13 protein-coding genes are annotated in these 14,302 nt (G+C 64.7%); 10 read left to right on the top strand and 3 right to left on the bottom strand.

Annotated features, from left to right (window positions below; genetic code table 11):
• The first annotated feature begins 28 nt into the window (after positions 1–28).
• The 7 genes from AC1DS6_RS12895 (at position 29) to tssJ (ending at position 8,986) form a co-directional block, all read left to right on the top strand.
• Entirely contained in the window at positions 29–601 is a 573-nt protein-coding gene (locus tag AC1DS6_RS12895; RefSeq protein WP_441632801.1) for a hypothetical protein, read from the top strand.
• Positions 602–649: 48 nt separating this feature from the next.
• Positions 650–1,420: a hypothetical protein gene (locus AC1DS6_RS12890; RefSeq protein ID WP_477102577.1), complete on the top strand. Its 771-nt coding sequence runs from the start codon at positions 650–652 to the stop codon at positions 1,418–1,420.
• Between the two features lie 5 nt (positions 1,421–1,425).
• Positions 1,426–1,686, top strand: coding sequence for a PAAR domain-containing protein (locus tag AC1DS6_RS12885; RefSeq protein WP_477102576.1), 261 nt, complete (start codon positions 1,426–1,428; stop codon positions 1,684–1,686).
• 176 nt (positions 1,687–1,862) lie between these two features.
• The gene (locus AC1DS6_RS12880) at positions 1,863–3,044 is read left to right on the top strand and encodes a hypothetical protein (RefSeq protein ID WP_441632795.1); all 1,182 of its coding nucleotides are present in this window, start codon (positions 1,863–1,865) and stop codon (positions 3,042–3,044) included.
• Entirely contained in the window at positions 3,025–6,627 is a 3,603-nt protein-coding gene (locus tag AC1DS6_RS12875; protein ID WP_441632793.1) for an ImcF-related family protein, read from the top strand. Before AC1DS6_RS12880 ends, AC1DS6_RS12875 begins: the two co-directional genes overlap by 20 nt.
• Entirely contained in the window at positions 6,624–8,426 is a 1,803-nt protein-coding gene (tssF, locus tag AC1DS6_RS12870) for a type VI secretion system baseplate subunit TssF (protein ID WP_477102575.1), read from the top strand. The genes AC1DS6_RS12875 and tssF overlap by 4 nt, the downstream gene beginning before the upstream one ends.
• Complete coding sequence (tssJ, locus tag AC1DS6_RS12865) at positions 8,426–8,986, top strand: type VI secretion system lipoprotein TssJ (protein ID WP_441632789.1); 561 nt, start codon at positions 8,426–8,428, stop codon at positions 8,984–8,986. Before tssF ends, tssJ begins: the two co-directional genes overlap by 1 nt.
• A gap of 22 nt (positions 8,987–9,008) precedes the next feature.
• Here the strand turns inward: tssJ and AC1DS6_RS12860 are convergent, their stop codons facing one another.
• The 3 genes from AC1DS6_RS12860 to AC1DS6_RS12850 form a co-directional block, all read right to left on the bottom strand.
• Positions 9,009–10,184, bottom strand: coding sequence for a CaiB/BaiF CoA transferase family protein (locus AC1DS6_RS12860; RefSeq protein WP_477102574.1), 1,176 nt, complete (start codon positions 10,182–10,184; stop codon positions 9,009–9,011).
• Positions 10,185–10,247: 63 nt separating this feature from the next.
• Complete coding sequence (locus AC1DS6_RS12855; RefSeq protein ID WP_477102573.1) at positions 10,248–11,219, bottom strand: tripartite tricarboxylate transporter substrate binding protein; 972 nt, start codon at positions 11,217–11,219, stop codon at positions 10,248–10,250.
• 51 nt (positions 11,220–11,270) lie between these two features.
• The gene (locus AC1DS6_RS12850; RefSeq protein ID WP_477102572.1) at positions 11,271–12,041 is read right to left on the bottom strand and encodes an enoyl-CoA hydratase/isomerase family protein; all 771 of its coding nucleotides are present in this window, start codon (positions 12,039–12,041) and stop codon (positions 11,271–11,273) included.
• 73 nt (positions 12,042–12,114) lie between these two features.
• Here AC1DS6_RS12850 and AC1DS6_RS12845 point away from each other — a divergent pair, with 73 nt between their 5' ends.
• The 3 genes from AC1DS6_RS12845 to AC1DS6_RS12835 all read left to right on the top strand — a co-directional run bounded on the left by AC1DS6_RS12845 (position 12,115) and on the right by AC1DS6_RS12835 (position 14,301).
• Positions 12,115–12,798, top strand: coding sequence for a GntR family transcriptional regulator (locus tag AC1DS6_RS12845; RefSeq protein ID WP_441632781.1), 684 nt, complete (start codon positions 12,115–12,117; stop codon positions 12,796–12,798).
• Between the two features lie 152 nt (positions 12,799–12,950).
• Entirely contained in the window at positions 12,951–13,571 is a 621-nt protein-coding gene (locus AC1DS6_RS12840) for a flavin reductase family protein (protein ID WP_441632779.1), read from the top strand.
• Between the two features lie 250 nt (positions 13,572–13,821).
• Positions 13,822–14,301 carry a nuclear transport factor 2 family protein gene (locus tag AC1DS6_RS12835; RefSeq protein ID WP_045236768.1) on the top strand — a complete coding sequence of 160 codons (480 nt, stop codon included), beginning with the start codon at positions 13,822–13,824 and terminating at the stop codon, positions 14,299–14,301.
• The last annotated feature ends 1 nt before the right edge of the window (position 14,302 follow it).

Genomic DNA, 14,302 nt, shown 5'->3' with positions numbered 1-14,302 from the left:
CTGTGAAAGTCGGGTGTGTACGGAGTTTATGCAGACGGCGTTTGGAAATACCTATGGGAAGGCAATTTTTACTCTTGGTCGCCCCAGTATTCGGCTCAGCATAAAAAAAGAATTGATGACCATGCGCATGATCGATAGATTGCTCCTCGTTCCGTTGGTTTTGGCTTCCTGTGGCGTTTTTGCGGAAGATTCGACAATCGCATTCGCGCCGACTCCAGCTACGAGGGCCATCTTGAGAGTCGACGGTCATTCAGTAACCTTCGCTATTGTGAACCCCGAGAAGAGAGTTCATCGTGGAGAAATTGGCGTCGACACGGAAAAACCCATTCATGTCGCAGTCGATGACTATAGCTTTGATGGCCGGAAAGGGTTTTCCATTTGGTCTGTCGATGATGGGATGGGTGTTTATACAATCCATAGGGTTTTTCTTTATTCAATTAACAACTCTACGTTTGTGGAAGCGTACCCGGCGTGTGGATATCGGTTTATCAACCTGAAGGTTGATAAAAAGAGGAGGCGGCTTATTAGTACGTACTACGAAGAAAATATCCCAAGACTGTGCATGACCCGTCTGCCGAAAGTCGGAAAAGGAATGTTTTAATAAAAGCAGGTAAATGATCTGGGGCGAGCAATGCGAAGCCGTATTCGAATGGGCGAAAAACTGGGAAGTGGCGATGAGAAATCGATAGCCGCCTCAGGCGTGTTTGGGCGACGGGGCTCACGTGGCAGGGCGACGATCGCCAAGGGCAACGCGTCGCTTCCGGGCAAGGACGGCAAGCCGATTGCGATACGTTTTCGATGCGTCGCTATTTTGTTTTTGATGTGGATGTGCGGGCTTTCTTGTGCTGAATCGATCACAGATAGAGATTTCAGTATCGAGGTAAATTCTGAGCCGGAGATTGTTATAAAAGGGCCCGGCTATCGGAATCGATGCTTGGTCGAAAAAAAGCCGCTTGGTATAAGGTTGAGTTCTGACCGGGAATTGGTGATTGTGTCGGGGACTTCATATATTACAGTGGATAAATTGATGCACTGTAAGCCTGAGGTGGTCGTTCGCGCAAAGATGGCGGCTCCCCATGTCGGATTTTTATCAGACGTAAATCTGCGGGCTGGTATTTATGCATCTCTTGTTCCCGTTTCCTTGAATCCGATGAGTTTCCTGGCGGTTGTTGCGAAAATCGGTAGCGATAAAAATATCGTTAATTTGCCTGGGTTTTATATGGCAGGCATGCGTTCGTCAAAAATGCGGAGGGAGGCATCTCCAAGTGTATCGCCAGTGATTTCGCTCGATGGACGTTATGTTTCTCTTGGTTTGCATAGTTGTGGATCTAATGAATACGTCGACGTTGTTGACATTAAATCGAGTAAATGGACTCGGATTGAACGCGCATCGTGCGAGAAATCATTCAACTTTCAGTGATTATTATGAGATCCCCTATTCGCGTCGGTGACGCATTGGAAAACGGCGGTTCCGTAACGACCGCCTCGTCGGAAATGATGTTCATGGGCCGGCTTCTGGCGTGCCTCGGTGACGAGGCACTCTGTGCGCGGCATGGGAGGACGACGATTGCCGAGGGCAACGCCTCGTTTCCCGGCAAGGGCGGGAGGCCGGTCGCGATGCACCATCACCGCTGCGCGTGCGGCTGCCGGTTGCTTTCGTCGCTGCAAAACGTGAATATCGCCTGACGATGGCGGTCGATCTGGCAGCGGTGGGCTTGCCGAGTGCGTACCCCGCGAACAAGCCGCGCCTTGTGCCGTGGCTTATCGGCTGGGTGCTGTGCTGCGGGATTGGTGGCGCGGCAGCGCTGTTGCTGTGGCCGGCGGGCACGCCCGCGCGCGGCCCGTGGTTCTGGTTCAGCGTGGTGGGCCTGCCCAACGGCTTGTTTCTTTTCACGCTTGGCATTGCGCGTGCCGGATATGAGGCGATCTGGTTCCGGGCGCACTACCGGAATATGCACCGGCGCCAATGGCTGAGTCACCGCGTGCGTTATGCGCAGCAGCCGTTGCAGGTACTCGGTGTTGGGTATTGCCTGCCGCTCAAGAGCGAGCCGCTTTCGGCTGCCCTTGCCGGGACGATGATCTTGATGGAGGCACAGTCGCCGCGCACTGGTGCCGGAACGATCGTGCATAGCCGGTTTACAGATGACGATCCGCTGTTTGCGGAGCCGGACGAAGAGGAACCGGCGCCGTTGACGGATGAAGACTTGGGGGACGCCGCCGGACAGCAGCCGAGCGTTGCGCCCGCGCCCACGCGTGAGCAAATTCCGCCCGTCGTGCGGATGCTTGCCCAGACCCTCGACACGCTCGGCCCAAGCCTGCATGCATTGTCGCAGTACGGCGCGACTTATGCGCCCGCCGTGCGGGTGCTCGCGTCCGCGGAGTGCGCCGATACTCGTGTGCAACAGGTCCGCCACGCCCTGCGGATTGCCGGATTGCCTGCGCTTGAGTGCATGGCGGTGCCGGCCGGCAATGGCCTGCTCGTAGCCGATGCGTGGCTCGACGCTGGCGAGAAGCGGCCGCTGCTGGTGATTGCCGCGCAGTGGCACGATGCGCCGCCTGCTGGCAGTACCGAAGGCGGCGTCGCCGTACTGCTCGGTCCTGGTGTGTTTCTGCTACCTGAGCCGGTCAAGGTCATGGCGACCCTGCACCGGCCGGTTGCAGGCGAGCTGGATGCGCTCGCTGATGTGCTGGCGAACGCCGTGATGTGGGGCAACGCCGAAGCCCCGGCCGTCCATCCCGCCTGGATCAGCGGGCTGGACGCCTCGCACGATACGGCTCTGCTGTCTGCACTCGGCAGCGCTTCGCTGAGCGGCATCACAAAGCTGGAAACGCAGCGCCGGCCCGATAGCGTCATCGGTCACGCGGGCGCGGCAGGCGGCTGGCTGTCGATTGCCGCCGCCGTTGAGTCGGCGAGTGCCGGCCCGCACCTGATCGTTCACACGCCCGAGCACACACAAGCCGCGCAGGCCGCCATCCTTTATGTGAGCCCCGCAGCGGACCCCACAACGGACCCCACTTCGCCGTATGACGAATCCAACGAATAACCTCAAGGCATTGGCACCGCGCGACGACTCTTCCGGCACTTCCGGCTCCCTCGTCACCTGGGGGCTGGTGGTGGCCGCCGTCGCGTTGGCCGCACTTGCCCTCGGTCTGGTCTGGCTCAAGGGCGATCAGTTCAATGTGCCGACGCTGGACGCCAAAAAGACAGCCTCGATCTGGATTCTCGCCGTACTGGCTGGGGTCTTGATCCTGCATCCCGTCGCACTGGGACTTGGCGCGTACAGCGTGGCAGGCCGGCTTTTTCGCCGGGAGACCGGTAGCCAGCAGGAGGCCATCAAGGCCACCTCCGCGCTCAAACGCGATGCGCGCCTGCAGTACCTGTGCGAAGACCTGCGTGCCTCGCACGGCTGGTTCTGGCGCTATCGGCTGCCGTGGCTGCTGGTGAGCGGCAGCGATACGCTGGTCGATACCGTAGCCCCCGGTCTCAAGCAGGCGGGCGTGATGCATATCGCCGATGCCATCCTCGTGCATGCGGCGCCTGACGGCATGGATGCGGGGCTGTGGCGCAAACAGGTCAGGCAGTTGAGACGCAGGCGTCCGGTCGACGCCGTGGTGCAGGTGGTGCGCACGGGTGAGGCCATCCGGCCCGACGCCGAGCTTGCACGCACGCTCTCGACTATCGCAACCGAGCTCGGCTGGGCCGCGCCCGTGACGTTCCTGCATCCGGTGCCGACGACCGGCCGCCAACCCGAGACGTTCCAGGCCATCGGCGCCTTCCTGACGGGTTCATGCCACCGTCGTGCTCCGGGGCCTGCCAATGCACTGAACGACCAGCTTACGATGCTTGAACAGCGCACGGGGACGATTGGCGTGCCACTGTGCCACGAGTCGACGCGCATGCCGTACCTCGCGCAGGTATCGCAGTACATTGGCGGGCAACGCGAGCGGATCGTGGCCAGTTGGGATACGTTGATGGCCTCGAAGTGGCTTCGCGCACCGCTGCAAGGCGTGATGTTCGCGCCGGTGTTTGCCGCGAGCCAGCCGGTTGCAGTACCGGTTCTGACGCCGGCCATGGCCGCGTCGGCTGAAGTAGCCCGGCCCGACGTCTCCAGCATGGCGCTGCGTGAGCAGCCGGCCTCGCTACTGCCCACGTGGCAGGAGATTGGCCGCAGCCTGCGCCGGCATCGAGGCAGGCGCATCGGCTTTTACTGGCCGAACGCGCTCGCCGCGCTTGTCACCGTGGCAGCGATCGGCTGGTGCGTGGCGATGACAATCTCGTTTGCCGGCAACCTGCAAGGCATCCGGCAGGCGCGGGCGAGCGCCGATGCAGCCGACGCAGCCGTTGCGGCCGCGCCCGGCAGCCCGGCTGCCCTGCGCGCGCAACTCGCGCTGCAGCAGCGCATTGAGATGCTGGAGTATCGGCAGCAGCATGGCGCGCCGTGGCATCTGCGTGCGGGCCTGAACCGCAATGACGCGATGCTCGACGAGCTGTGGCAGTCGTACAGGACGGTCGCCGAGCGCAACCTGCAGCGCCCGGTCTTGCAGACCCTGCGGGCCACGCTCACCGATCTCGCGCAGACGCGCGCCGATGCGTTGCAGAGTCACGACGCGCAGCGGCGCGGCTATGACGCGCTCAAGGGGTACCTGATGCTGGCGGAACCGCGCCGCACCGATCCCGCGTTCCTGACCGGGTTGATCGTCTCCGCATGGCCCGCACCGGCTGTGATGCCGGCCGGCGAGTGGCTGGACACGTCGCAGCGGCTCGCCAGCTTCTACGCAGCCCACCTGAAGGCGCACCCGGAATGGCGCATCAACGCGTCCGATACCCTCGTGGCCGAGGCGCGCAACACACTCGTCAACCAGATCGGCCTCGCGAACGCCGACGACACGGTCTACCAGAACGTGCTGGATGACGTGCGGGGCAAGTACGCGGATGCATCGCTCGCGACGCTGCTCGGTGGCGCAGACGCGCGTGGGCTCTTCACCACGACGCGCACGGTGCCGGGCGTCTTTACGCGCGCGGCGTGGGACGGCATGATCGCCGAGTCGATCGACAAGGCCGCTCGCGAACGGCGCGTGCATGGCGACTGGGTGCTGGCGAACGGGGGCGCGGCACAGTCGGTGGCGGCGACCGTCGCGCAAGGGGCCGTAATGACGAGCGCACGGCAGGAGCAACGCGCCACCGACGATCTCAAGGCGCGGCTGACCGAGCGCTATTTTGCGGAGTACACGGCCGCATGGCAGGGCATGCTCAACAGCATCCAGTGGCAGCAGGCGGCGAACCTGAACGATGCGATCGACCAGCTCACTCGGCTGACGGACGCGCAGACGTCACCGCTGATCGCGCTGATGCGGTCCGTGCAGTATCAGGCACAGGCGGGTCGTCCGCAGCAGGCGCTGGCCGACACACTGGTGCGCAAGGCGCAAAGCCTGATCGGCAGCGACGACAAGGCCCAGGCCGCCGCCGTCCATCCTCTGGACAAGCCATTCGGGCCGCTGCTCGCGCTGATGGGCGACGGTGGCGGCAGCGCTAGCGCTGGCAGCGGAGATGGTCACGGCGGGAATGCCGCCAGTGCCGCCACGACGCTGAACGGGGTGAGCCTCGCGCGCTACCTGACGGTCGCCACCACGATGCGCCTGAAGCTCCAGCAGGTGGCGGCGAGTCCCGATGCGCAGGTGATGGCCCGCTCGCTCGCGCAGGCCGTGTTCCAGGGGAAGCTCTCGGAACTCGCACAGGCACAGGATGACGCAGCGCTCACCGCCGCGAGCCTGGGCACGCAGTGGTCGGGCTTTGGCGACGCGCTGTTTGCGCGACCGCTCGACACGGCCTGGCAGACGATCCTGCAGCCGGCCGCCGCGAGCCTGAACGAGGCGTGGCGCGTGAGCGTCGCTGCACCGTTTGCGACCACCTTCAGCGGCCGCTATCCGTTCTTCGATACGAATGCCGATGCGTCGTTCGCCGAACTGGGGCGCTACGTGCGGTTCGACACGGGACTGATCGCGCGCTTCGTCACGACGCAACTGGCCGGCGTGCTCAAGCCGCAAGGCGACCAGTGGGTGCCCAATGAACTGGCGCCGCAGGCGTTGCAGTTCGATCCCGCGTTCCTCGCCGCGATCCGGCAGTTGTCCACGCTTGGTGCCCAGATGTACGTGCAGGGCGATGCGGGATACCGCTTCGAGATCATGGCATTGCCGACCCCGAACGTCACGCGTTCGGCGCTGTCCGTCGACGGCAAGCAGATCGTCTACTTCAATCAGCGCGAAGCGTATACGCCGCTCGCGTGGCCCGGCAATGGCCTGAACGGCCACGCGGGCTTGACGTGGCAGTCGGTCAATGCCGGCACGCGCCAGGCGTTCGAGTCGACCGGCGACTGGGCCTTCCTGCGCCTGCTGGCGAAGGCCGAGGTCCAGCCGCTCGACAGCACGCGCTATGCACTCACGTGGAAGGCGTTGGACAAAGATACGGACGGTGAGCCGCTGCGCTACGTGCTGCGCACACAGGTTGGCGCGGGTCCGCTGGATCTGCTCAAGCTGCGCGACTTCAGGATGCCCGAGCGCGTCTTTATCGTCGCCAAGGCCGGGACGGCGCCGGTTCTGCCTCCATTGCGACCGGAGATGACACCATGAGTGACGAAGACAATCCGCTGCTGAAATATTACGACGCGGAGATGCGCTATCTGCGCGAGGCGAGCAGGGAGTTCGCCGCGGCGCAGCCCAATGCGGCGCGCCGGCTGGGCCTGACGAGCCTGGGTGAGCGCGAAGACAGCGTGGAACAGCTCTACCAGGGCTTTGCGTTCCTGATGGCGCGGATGCGCGCGAAGCTCGATGACGCGCTGCCGGAGATCACCGACCCGCTGATCGACAACCTGTGGCCGCACGCCGGGCGCACGATTCCGTCGCTGGCGATCCTCGAATGCGTGCCGCGCGCGGGCGAGGCACGCGTGCTCGGCACGCTGCCCGCGGGCTCTCAGGTGCGCTCCAGCCCGGTCGGCCCCGAGGGCACTGTGTGCGCGTACCGCACCACCCAGCCCGTGCGCCTGCTGCCGCTCGAGCTGGTGGAGGCGGCCCCTGCGGTGCGCGCCGACGGCCGCACGGTGATCCGCATCGCGTTCGAATTGCTGCATTTCGACCAGCGCCCGCTCGATGACCTGGCGCGCATCCGCTTGTACCTGCATGGCGACCGGCCAACCGCCTCGGCGTTATATGCGGCGTTGACGCGCCAGGTCGACGCGATTGCAGTGCGCATGGCGCGGGTCCATGATGGGCGCCCGCAGCCACTGCCGCGCATGACGATCGAGGTGGCGGGCTTCGGTCCTGAGACGCGGCTCTGGCCGTCTGACCACGAGCGGCGCAACCGGGAGCTGGATCGGGAGCAGACGATGCTCGAGTACTTCACGTTCCCCGAGAAATTCCATTTCGTGGACCTGTGCGGCTTCGATGCGGCGAGCGTGCCTCCGGGCGAAACGCGTGTCGAATTCGAGGTCCTGCTCAACGGGCCGCTCGCCGGCGACGTAGCGTTTGGCACCAGCAACCTCCGGCTCTTCTGCACACCGGTGATCAACCTGTTCGAGATCGATGCGCAGCCGCTGCAGCCCAACGCGCATGATCGCGACTACCTGGTGCGCGCGCCGGACGCCGACGGCGCGCACATCGAACCCTACGATGCGCTGTCGGTTGCCGCTACCGACCTGAACAGTGCGGAGCAGCACGCCTACCGGCCCTTCAAGACATTCCAGCACCGCGGTGGCATGCTGCGGCACGAGGCGCCCGAACGGTACTTCCATGCGTCGCTGGGCTTTGGTGTGACCGGTGGCCGCCAGATGTGGATCACGCTGGGCGGCCACGTATGGGACAAACTCGGGGACGCCCCCGGCAGCCCGCCCGATACGCACGTGAAAGTGCGCGTGCTGGCGAACAACGGCACGTTGCCGCGCATGGCGCTGCGCGAGTCGACGATCACCGCGCTCGCATCGAGCGCGGGGGACGTCGGCAGCGTTCGCAACCTGACGCAGCCCACGTTGCCGCTCTATCCGCCGAGAGGCAGGCAATACCCGTGGCAGGTCATGTCGCACTTCTCCGGTCACGAGTTCAACACACTGGACACGGATGTGCTGCGCGGCGTGCTTGCCCTGTACGACTGGACCGGGCTGGACGACAACGCGAAGCGCATCGCGGCGATCCGGCGCGTCAGGCTTGAGCAACAGGGCGTCCTGCGGAAACAGGGCATGCTGCGGGAGTTCGCCATTCATGTGGAGATTGATCCGGCGGCCTTCGCTGGCCCAGGCGACGTGGTGCTGTTTGGGGACGTGCTGAGTCACTTCGTCGGGCGCTACGCCAGTCTTCACTATTCGGTGCGGCTCGTGCTGGTCGCGAACGGCAAGCAGATGGGCTATCCCGCCACCGAATTCACCGGATCGGGGTTCTGATGGCAGTGAAACACGCGACGTACGTGATGTATGCGACATTTCGCTGGGTGTGGCGATCAGCGGCCTCCCTGGGGCTGGCAGGGATGGTCACGCTGCTAGCCGGCTGCGGTGCCTGGCAGTCGGTCAAGGACACGACAGCGGCGGCTACGAGCGCGGTTTTCGTCGCGAAGGTCAAGCAGATGAACCTCGTGATCGTGAGCCGCAGCGCGCTGAATCAGGATGAGCGCGGCGTGTCGTTGCCGGTCGTGCTGCGTATCTATCAGTTGAAGGACTCCAAGGCGTTTGAAACGGCCACCTACGCGCAACTGCTAGAAGGTGCCGGCGACCCGCTGAAAACGGATAGCCTCGGCCGCACGGAAGTGACGCTTGGCCCCGCCGCAACGGTCAGCCTGTCCGAGCCGATGGCTGACGATGCGCAATACGTCGGCGTCGTCGCGTTTTTCCGTGAGCAGTCGAGCGCCGAATGGCAACTGGTGATTCCGAAGGCGCGATGGAAGAAGGGCGATCCGGTGAAGCTCGCCGTCACGGACAACCGGCTCGAACTTGAGCCAAGGCATTGAACGCTTTGAAGCAGATCGCGTTTCAGCCTACCTCGACATGCTGGCCAAACTCCTCCAGCAGGCTTGCACGATGCTCGTCCAGCCTGGGCGAGTGCCGGAAGCGGCTCGCGCCTGCCTGGCTGCCGATCTTGATCGGGTTGCCGGCCAGGGTGATCGGGCGGTCCTCGCCGATGCTGGCTTGCAGCAGCATGCCGCGCGCTTGCACGTGTGGGTCCTGCACGATGTCGGCCACGCTTTGCAGCGGGCCGTGCGGCACGCCGGCGCCTTCCAGCGTGGCCGACCAGGTGGCGCTGTCCGCATTGGCCAGGCGCGCTTCCATGCAAGTCTTGAGTTCGGTGTGGTGCTGGTTGCGCGCCACCACGGTGGCAAAGCGCGGGTCGGCAGCCAGTTCCGGCAGGCCGAGCGCGGCGCAGAGTTTCTGGAACAGGGCGTCGTTGCCCGCCGCAATCACGATGAAGCCATCGGCGGTCTTGAACATGTCGAACGGCGTGATGGAGGGGTGGCGCGTGCCCAGCGGCGCGGGCACGGCGCCGGTGGCGGAGTGGCGCGCGATGGCGTTTTCCAGCAGCGCGACCTGGCAGTCGAGCATGCCGATATCGACACGCTCGCCAAGCCCTGTGCGGCTGCGCTTGAGCAGCGCGGACTGGATGCCGATGGCGGCGTACAGCCCGGCACCCAGGTCGCCGATGGATACGCCGACCCGCACCGGGTCGCCGCCGGTCTGGCCGGTCACGCTCATCAGGCCGCCCATCGCCTGCACCACCATGTCGTAGGCGGGGCGGTCGCGGTATGGGCCGGTCTGGCCGAAGCCCGAGATCGAGGCATAGACCAGGCGCGGGTTAGCCGCATGCAGGGCCTCCCAGGTAAAGCCGAGTTTTTCCATCACGCCGGCGCGGAAATTTTCCACCAGCACGTCGGCGCTGGCGATCATGGCCGCCAGCACTTCGCGGTCGCGCGGGGATTTCAGGTCGAGCGCGATGGATTCCTTGTTGCGGTTGACCGAGGCGAAGTACGCCGACTCGCCATCCACGAACGGGCCTACATGCCGGGAGTCGTCACCGCCTGCCGGGTTCTCGATCTTGATCACGCGCGCGCCGAGGTCGGCCAGCATCATGGTGCAGTAGGGACCGGCCAGCACGCGGGTCAGGTCCACCACGGTGAAGCCCGCGAGCGGGAGGTCTGCGGCATTGCGATTCATGGAAATCCTTTTTGGGCCGGGAGGCCCCGGGTACATCGAACGAGTGGGGGGAGGGCGTGCGGCTCAGTCGATCTTGGCGCCGCTGCTCAGCGTCAGGTCTGCCACGGTCTTGCCTTCGCGCTGCGCGAACTGGCGGAACTCCGCGGGCGATGCGGACGGCGAGACTTCCTCGCCGCGGTCGGCCAGCCTCGCCCGCAATTCCGGCTTGGCCAGGGCCTTGGCCGAGGCGGCGAAGAGTTTCTCGATCACGGCGGGCGGTGTTTGCGCCGGGGCAAATAGGCCATACCAGTTGGTCACGTCGTAGCCCTTGATGCCGGCTTCGGCGATGGTCGGGTAGTTCGGCAGCACCGTCGAACGCCTGGCTGAAGTCACGGCGATGCCGATCACCTTGCCGGTGTCGATCATGGCTTGCACGGAGGCCGGCGTGGCGAAGGTGAGTTGCGCGTCGCCGCCGGCTACCGCCTGCGCGGAGGGCGCGCCGCCCTTGTACGGCACGTGGGTGAGTTGTACATCCGCCAGCCTGGTGAATTGCACGCCGGCCAGATGCGTGATCACGCCGTTGCCTGAAGAGGAGTAGTTGAGCGTGCCGGGATGCTGGCGGGCTTTCGCCACCAGGTCGGCAACGCTGCTGATCCCGGATGCCTTATTGGCCGCGAGCAGCAGTGGCGAGACCGTCAGGCGCGTGATGGGCGCGAAATCCGTGGGCTCATAGCGAATGTTCTTGTACAGCACCTTGTCGCCGCCCATCAAGCTGGCGCCGGCGATGTACAACGTGTAGCCATCGGCGGGCGCTTTGGCCACGGTCTCGGCGGCAATGGTGGTGCCGGCGCCGGGCTTGTTGTCGACGATGACCGGCTGCCCCAGTTCCTTCGACAGGGCGTCTCCATACAGCCGCGCCACATTGTCGGCTCCGCCGCCGGCAGGGAAGCCGATCACCAGGCGGATGGGCTTGGATGGGAAGGCGTCCGCCGCCAGCGCGGGGCCGGCCAGTGCGGATGCAAGCAGGAACAGCAGGGTTGGGTGTCGCTTGGTCATCGTTGTCTCCTGATTCTGTGTTTTGTGTTGATCGTGCCGGACTCTGCGCGCCTACCTGCCGCTGAACACCGCGGCGCGCTTCTCGCGCCAGGCGGCTGCGCCCTCGCGTAGATCTGCCGACTCTCCGGCCCGCGCGATCTCGCATTCCAGCGCGGCCGTGTCCAGCGTGCCGCGCGCGATCTGGTTCAGGGCCTGCTTCATCCCCAGCAGGGCGATGGGTGCCATGCCGGCGAGCGTGGCGCTGAGCGCATCCACGCGCTGCGCGAGGGCGTCGGCGTCGGCCGCGACGATCTCGGTCAGGAAGCCCACCTTGAGCATTTCAGCCGCATCGAGCCGGTCGGCCGTCAGGAAGAGGCGCTTGGCGGTGTCCACGCCCAGGCGGCTGACATAGCGCTCCAGTCCGCCCCGGTAGAAATGCAGGCCGAGCCTGGCCGCCGGCATGAACATGTCGCAGTGGGGTGCCCCCACGCGGAAGTCGCAGGCCAGGCAGAGATCCGTGGCGCCGCCATAGACGCCGCCGTTGACCGCCGCGATGGTGACCGGGCGAGCGGCTTCGATCAGGTCGATCATCTCGCCGAAGGCCGGCGCCCCCGCCTCGTCGGCATTGGCCAGCGCGCCGATGTCGTAGCCGCTGCAGAAATACTTGCCGGTGCCGGTGAAGCGCAGTACCAAAACAGTCTCCATCGCATTGACGGAGTTGATATGCTCGCGAAGTACCTGCAAATCACGCGGGCTTAGCCGGTTCGCTACTTCGGGACGCTCGAAGGTGATGGTTGCAACGCTTCCATCGATGCTGAGGCGGGGTTCGCCGTGTTTTTGCATATGAGATTGATGTTTAGATATATTGAAGATAATTTTAGATATGCCCAAAGAGCCTTCAAATCGAGGTTTACCCGTGCAATCGCTCCAGGATCGGATCCGGGAGGCCATTGAGGAAGAAATTCACGCCGGCAAACTGAAGCCCGGATCGCAACTGGACGAGCGCGCGCTGGCCGAGCAATTCGACAGTTCGCGTACGCCGGTGCGGGAGGCATTGCTGATGCTTGCGGCGCAAGGCCTGGTGACGATCGTGCCGCGCGCGGGGATCTTCGTGCACAAGCCGACCGTGGCTGAACTGGTGGCGATGTTCGAGACGCTGGCCGAGATGGAGGGCGTGGCGGCGCGGCTGGCAACGCAGCGCATCACCGAGGCGGGCAGGGCGGCGCTGTCGTCGGCGTTCGAGCATTGCCGGGCCTTCGTGGAGGCGGCCGATACGCCGGGCTATGTGGATGCCAACCGCGATTTCCACGATGTGCTCTATCAGGCAACAGCCAACCCGTACCTCGCAGAGCAGATTCGCATGCTGCGGCGGCGGCTGGCGATCTACTGGCGCCATCGCGGACTCATCAACCCCGCTCGCGTGCCGAGTTCCTTCCAGGAGCATGGCGTGATCGTGGCGGCGGTGCTGGCGGGCGACGCGGACGCGGCGGCTGACGCGATGCGCGCGCATCTTTCGGCGGGCGGCAAGGCCGTCGCCGATCTGGTGCTGCTGGCGCAGGACGCTTATGACGAGCCAGCCGCCGGCGCGGGAGGGCGCTGAGGCAATCGCGCCGCGCCGAACGCGCGTGCACGGCAACTGGTAGCATCGCAGTCAGCTTGTCCGGCGCCCACGGGTGCCCGATAACCCCTGGATGAAGGAGGCTGCGCCGCTGCCTCCGTTTTTCAACGCTGTTTCCCTGAGTCTCCCGCCTCGTGTCCGCCGATACCTATTTCTACGAGCCTGCCAACGGGCATGGCCTGCCGCACGATCCCTTCAATGCCATCGTCGGGCCGCGACCGATCGGCTGGATCTCCTCGCGCGGTGCCGATGGCATTGTCAACCTGGCGCCCTATAGCTTTTTCAACGCCTTCAACTACACGCCGCCCATCGTGGGTTTTTCCAGCATTGGCTACAAGGACAGCGTGCGCAATATCGAGCAGACCGGCGAGTTTTGCTGGAACCTCGCCACGCGGCCGCTGGCGGAGGCAATGAACGCGAGTTGCGCCGCCGTGCCGCCGGAGGTCGACGAGTTCGTGCTGTCCGGCCTCACGCCCGTGGCATCGCGCGCGATTGCCGTGCCGCGCGTGGCGGAAAGCCCGGTCTCGTTCGAATGCAGGCTCACGCAACTGATCCAGCTCGAAGGCGTCAACGGCGAGAAGGTGCCGACCTGGCTGGTGCTGGGCGAGGTGGTGGGCGTGCATGTCGACAAGGCACTGCTGAAGGACGGCATTTATGACACCGCCGCTGCCCGGCCGATCCTGCGCGGTGGCGGCCCCGCCGATTACTTCGAGATCGGGCCCGAGGCACTGTTCCACATGCGGCGCCCGCGCTGAGCGCTGAAGGCGCTGCCGCCCGAGGTCCCTGCCGGCTGATCGCCGGCTTTTTTACGCCTGTGAAATCCACCTTGACAGACAGACCTGTCTACACAAATAATGTAGACAGGTCTGTATCATTCTATCCGTTCCCGATGGGTCGCGCGAACCCGCCGGGCCGTGAAGGATGTGCTGCGGACCCGCTTTCCGATTCCTAAAATCCGTCGCTGCCATTCCGGCCGCCGGGTTCTTTCACAGCCAGGAGCAACCGATGTCGTCCAACCCCGAAGTCCGTCCCCCCTTGCCCCCGTTCACCCGTGAAACCGCCATCCAGAAAGTGCGCGGCGCCGAAGACGGCTGGAACAGCCGCGACCCCGAGCGCGTGGCGCTCGCCTATACCGTCGACAGCGCCTGGCGCAACCGTGCCGAGTTCGTCAACGGCCGGGAGGCCATCGTCGCCATGCTCACGCGCAAATGGCAGAAGGAGCTGGACTATCGCCTGATCAAGGAGTTGTGGGCCTTCGACGGCAACCGCATCGCAGTGCGCTTTGCCTACGAATGGCACGATGATTCCGGCAACTGGTATCGCTCCTATGGCAACGAGAACTGGGAGTTCAACGAGGCCGGCCTGATGCAGCGGCGTTTTGCCTGCATCAACGACGCGCCGATCAAGGAGGCCGACCGCAAGTTCTTCTGGCCCCTGGGCCGGCGCCCCGACGATCACCCGAGCCTGAGCGATCTCGGCTTGTAAG

Source organism: Cupriavidus sp. 05L310 (assembly GCF_056398185.1).
This window is presented reverse-complemented; position numbering and strand designations above follow the sequence as displayed.

Coding starts and splice junctions, on each gene's coding strand:
- AC1DS6_RS12895 (WP_441632801.1), top strand. CDS start 29: ATGCAGACGGCGTTTGGAAATACCTATGGGAAGGCAATTTTTACTCTT.
- AC1DS6_RS12890 (WP_477102577.1), top strand. CDS start 650: ATGGGCGAAAAACTGGGAAGTGGCGATGAGAAATCGATAGCCGCCTCA.
- AC1DS6_RS12885 (WP_477102576.1), top strand. CDS start 1,426: ATGAGATCCCCTATTCGCGTCGGTGACGCATTGGAAAACGGCGGTTCC.
- AC1DS6_RS12875 (WP_441632793.1), top strand. CDS start 3,025: ATGACGAATCCAACGAATAACCTCAAGGCATTGGCACCGCGCGACGAC.
- tssF (WP_477102575.1), top strand. CDS start 6,624: ATGAGTGACGAAGACAATCCGCTGCTGAAATATTACGACGCGGAGATG.
- tssJ (WP_441632789.1), top strand. CDS start 8,426: ATGGCAGTGAAACACGCGACGTACGTGATGTATGCGACATTTCGCTGG.
- AC1DS6_RS12860 (WP_477102574.1), bottom strand. CDS start 10,184: ATGAATCGCAATGCCGCAGACCTCCCGCTCGCGGGCTTCACCGTGGTG.
- AC1DS6_RS12855 (WP_477102573.1), bottom strand. CDS start 11,219: ATGACCAAGCGACACCCAACCCTGCTGTTCCTGCTTGCATCCGCACTG.
- AC1DS6_RS12850 (WP_477102572.1), bottom strand. CDS start 12,041: ATGCAAAAACACGGCGAACCCCGCCTCAGCATCGATGGAAGCGTTGCA.
- AC1DS6_RS12835 (WP_045236768.1), top strand. CDS start 13,822: ATGTCGTCCAACCCCGAAGTCCGTCCCCCCTTGCCCCCGTTCACCCGT.